We start from the raw sequence: 1,985 nt of genomic DNA, 5'->3' as shown, positions 1-1,985 counted from the left end.
TGTGTCGAACGCTGGATTCACGGTTGGCCTCGATCATATTGTGGGAGCGAGCCTGTTCGCGAAGAGGCCATCCCAGCCAACAGAGATGTCGACTGACACACCGCCTTCGCGAGCAGGCTCGCTCCCACAGGGGATGTGTGTCGAACGCTGGATTCACGGTTGGCCTCGATCATATTGTGGGAGCGAGCCTGCTCGCGAAGGGGCCATCCCAGCCAACAGAAATGTCGACTGACACACCGCCTTCGCGAGCAGGCTCCCCAGATGACTTGTGCCTGACTCGGATGACGAACATCGTGCTGGTTTTTCGCTCAATGGCGTTTATACGGGTGGACAGTTTGACGTATTCATCGAGGGTGAGGTCTGCCACTTCGTGGAGCTTTTGCGTATCGACTGAATTGTCTTGGGGGCGCTTTCGTCTTCCGGTGGATTCGGCGTTACTTTGAACATACTGAAACTCCAAGTCAGAAAAGAGGAGCCAACACCTTCGCTACCAAACGAAGTGGTGGTGGCCATACGCGGGTTGGTAGACCGGTGACTTGGAGAACCGGCGCGCCCGAAGGCGCCCTGCGCATGGCCACCATAAAGACACAGGCCGCAAAGGCCTGATTCAGGTGTGCTACGCACTAAGTCTACCGGGCTACCAAACCCGATCGCTGTTTTTCAGCGACCGGGAAACGATAGAACCCGGCACTCAGGCGCACAAGCCGGCGGATTCTGGCGTAGTCGTAGGCTGGTGCGCAAGGATGTGTAGGTTCTTTAGGTGTTTGGAGGTGCTGATTAAACATACATGTTGGGTCCCCTTTTACTTGAGCTAGAAACTATGTTTCTCGGCTAAATAGTGATATTCAATTTTTTGCTGTTGCTAAGTTCTATGATTGGCGTAGATTTGCGCTTCATTAAAGTCGGTTGTTGCATAGAAGTAATCGTGGGCTGGCGATTGATTATTAACGCCATTCTCTAAACTTCATATATGCTTGTTTGATGATCCGTGATAACCAATAAAAGTGCTTTCCGAGGTGCTAAGCCTATGTGGCGGTGGCTTTATGTTTGTTAATTTTGCTCTCGGGATTTTAACCGGCTTGTAGCTTTCAATTAGGCTTACAAGTTTTAAAGAGAAGTGTCCCGTAGGGTCGATTTGGTTGATGGGGTTTCCCATGCAATATGCATACGTATTGAGCCCACCTATCCCAAATGGGCTAAAGGTGTCGGGGCTATTAAACCGCATCAGCCCAGCAAATAGCCCCCGGTCACCGGATCCGCTCGCTCGCCATTGAAACCGAGCAGGCTGAGTAATCCACTGGCAGCAGGGTGGTGGCCGTAGGGTGAATAGGCGATTGAGTGTCGTGGTTGATTGGCCTTAACCGTCTGCAACACCGAACGCTGCTGATCGGTGGCCAGCAGCGTAGTGTCGCGTGTATTACCGTCGTCCTGCTGTTGAGCCAGCAGATGGTCGCCATGCTGGACGATGGAGTAGCGCATCACGCCCTGTATCTCGGTGGTCAGTTGGCTTTCGCAGTAGAAACACTGCAGCTCTGGCGCGTTTGCCGACGCATTTGCGATCAGGCGGTCCAGGGCATCGTAGTGATATTGGCAGAGCAGGGTGACGGGCAGCGATGGCATGCGTGAGTGCTCCGAAGGTTCGAAGTGCTGGCGCTCAGTATCGGTAGGATTGCATGGGGAGGGTACTAGCGGTACTGATAGGTTCGGTCTCGGCTCAATCTCCTGAATCACCCAATACCTGTGGCGAGGGAGCTTGCTCCCGCTCGGCTGCGCAGCAGCCGTAAAACCGTTAGATGCGGTCCGTCTGAATGATCGCGGTCACAGGTTTTGGGTCCGCTGCGCGCCCCAACGGGAGCAAGCTCCCTCGCCACACGGGGATTTGATCGAGTGCCTGGATTGCGGGTAGGTAGTTCCGGCCTCTTCGCGAGCAGGCTCGCTCCCACAGGGGGTCTGTGTCGAACGCTGGATTCACGGTCGGCTTCGAA

Annotated in this window: 2 protein-coding genes; both read right to left on the bottom strand. The window is 54.5% G+C overall.

Going from position 1 to position 1,985, the window contains the following annotated elements:
* Positions 1-964 precede the first annotated feature (964 nt).
* Positions 965-1,225, bottom strand: coding sequence for an RHS repeat-associated core domain-containing protein (locus ACW9HW_RS29915; RefSeq protein WP_457402934.1), 261 nt, complete (start codon positions 1,223-1,225; stop codon positions 965-967).
* Positions 1,225-1,620: a hypothetical protein gene (locus ACW9HW_RS29910; protein WP_457402932.1), complete on the bottom strand. Its 396-nt coding sequence runs from the start codon at positions 1,618-1,620 to the stop codon at positions 1,225-1,227. The genes ACW9HW_RS29915 and ACW9HW_RS29910 overlap by 1 nt, the downstream gene beginning before the upstream one ends.
* Between the last annotated feature and the right edge of the window lie 365 nt (positions 1,621-1,985).

It is taken from the genome of Pseudomonas sp. SDO5532_S415 (genome assembly GCF_054071155.1).
Note: the sequence above shows the minus strand (reverse complement) of the source record. Positions and strands in the feature narration are given on the sequence as shown.

What these genes read in the sequence shown, in the direction of transcription:
- ACW9HW_RS29915 (WP_457402934.1), bottom strand. Translation starts at nt 1,225, where the DNA reads ATGCGGTTTAATAGCCCCGACACCTTTAGCCCATTTGGGATAGGTGGG.
- ACW9HW_RS29910 (WP_457402932.1), bottom strand. Translation starts at nt 1,620, where the DNA reads ATGCCATCGCTGCCCGTCACCCTGCTCTGCCAATATCACTACGATGCC.